General features: G+C 35.8%; 2 protein-coding genes and 1 pseudogene. All 3 read right to left on the bottom strand.

Annotation, left to right across the window (positions count from 1 at the left end; all coding sequences use genetic code 11):
- A partial coding sequence (locus Q0F90_RS08965; protein ID WP_296004902.1) for an antibiotic biosynthesis monooxygenase occupies positions 1 to 744 on the bottom strand: 744 nt, incomplete at its 3' end.
- Between the two features lie 21 nt (positions 745 to 765).
- Complete coding sequence (locus Q0F90_RS08960) at positions 766 to 1251, bottom strand: prolyl-tRNA synthetase associated domain-containing protein (RefSeq protein ID WP_296004900.1); 486 nt, start codon at positions 1249 to 1251, stop codon at positions 766 to 768.
- A gap of 78 nt (positions 1252 to 1329) precedes the next feature.
- Positions 1330 to 2156, bottom strand: a pseudogene (locus tag Q0F90_RS08955) (DMP19 family protein); the annotation flags it as partial.

Here is a 2156-nt window from a genome sequence, read left to right as displayed (position 1 = left end):
ACCATGGTTAACGAGTATATCCCCATCTAATACTTTGGTAGTAACGTTTTGTAGACTACCTTGAATTTGGCTCATCATGAATCGATAGCCTGGGCTATTTAAATGTTTAGTAAGTGCGTCTTGATCACTATAAATTTGGATCACATACCAATGATTCTTTGCATTTCTTTCACGAAGCACATAGCCAGCCTTATAGCCCGCATCATCACGTACGGCACGTTCTATATCAAGTTCATATTGACGTTGTACTGTATCGATATCATTGCTATCAACATTAAACTCTGTCAATGTCACCACAGCTTTACCGTCATTTACGATAGATAAAGGATCTTTCTTTTCAAACAATAGTACAGATTGTACATCATATACTTTGCGATTTGTTAATTTAGAACCTACTTCATTAACAAAAGCTTGATACTGATCAGATTTGCGATGCGTTTCAATAGCTGCTAAATCTTTATAGATTTCTACCACATAAGACTCCGATGGATTACCTTTTACATGAGCTACATTCATGGATAATGTATTAGGTTCTTTTTCCATAGATGTTGTTAAGTTAGCTATGGCCGTACTATTATATGGTCCTTGTAGTTCTGCAGGTACTTGGAATCGATACATACCTACACTAGGTGCTGTATCAACAGATTGGTCTCGTTCTGTTACAAGAGCTGCAAAGGATGTGCTTACGCCTAAGACTGCTATAGCAGATGTTACTAGAATACGTTTTAATAGTTTTCTATTCATACATGCTCCGATTCTACTAAATTACAATGTAATATATTCTACTATTGTACCATGCTCTTCAATAAGTTTAACTAAATCTTTTCCTTGAAGCCATACAGTAGCATCATTTTGATTTGGATGGATGCCTATGAGATTATCCTTATAATCCGCATCAATATAGTAATGTACCTTACGGTCTTCATCGTGGAGCAAGCAGAATGGAGATACGTGACCTGGTTTAATCTTCAAAATATCCCATAGCTCTTCTTCAGAGCCAAAAGAAATCTTTTTCAGCTTATGGTCCTTACGAAACTGTTTTAAATCCACACGCTTAGAACCACGAACAGTAATCAGATAGTAGTGTTCCCGCTTGTGGTCTCGGATGAATAGATTCTTCGCATCCCTCTCAGGATATGGCAACTCTACATTTGGCTTATCATCCATACTAAATAGCGGTGCATGATTCGTAACTTCAAACTCGATATGATGGTCACGCAAACAATCATATACGCCTTGTTTATCTAACATATAATACCTCTCATATAATTTGGTGAAAGTAAACATCATAGTGAAAGCAACTATATATGTGTTAATTATACACCAATCTTATTCTGAGACTGTATAAGTTCCATCAAATACAAATAATTCAGGATGTTCATGTACAAATACATCTTCAAAGATGCCATCATATTCATAGACTACATCATCTTTGCCATCTAGGAAATTGAATAATTCAGCTTCATTCTCCCAGTCTTGTAAAATAGTCCATCGTTCAGCTCGATCAAATGGAATTGTTCCACCAAAGTAATCGACTACAGATTGTAAATTATCTGCTAATGGATCCATCTTAAAGAGGCGTAAGCCAGCAAGAGCATCCTCCCATACAATACCGGTAGAGTTATAAAAGAACTGATGATGTCCACCATTATTAACCTCTGCAAAGTACCACGATATAGCATTAAGATATCGTTGCTCTAAGGTAAAATCTTTAGCAGATTCTAAATAGTCATCATAAGAACCATAAATATTGATAGTCCAATAAGCAGGCTCATTGATAGTCCACATATCGTCTGTAGCTAAAATTTCTTCTACAGTGATAGTTCGATGACGAGGTACACCTTCTCTTTTCTTCTTTTTCTCTGCTATATATTTGCTATAGGCAGAGCATAAATCAGGATAGTCAACTTCGCATTGTTCAAAGTCCATTTGTAAACGGCACATATCCATAATTTCAAAGCAGTATTCCCTTATATCATTTCGACCTTCCTTAGTAGCTAATTGTACCCCGTTATCTACTAAAGCTAACATCTGTTGCATGTTCTCTGATATATAAGCCTCATGATTAGTAGAAGCAATAGATCCATAAGAGTAAGCACATCGATAATGACACACTGAATCTCAATTTTCTTTATAAATGGTCTTAAATAATTTAA

The organism is uncultured Veillonella sp. (genome assembly GCF_934190855.1).
Classification (GTDB): Bacteria; Bacillota; Negativicutes; order Veillonellales; family Veillonellaceae; genus Veillonella.
Note: the sequence above shows the minus strand (reverse complement) of the source record. Positions and strands in the feature narration are given on the sequence as shown.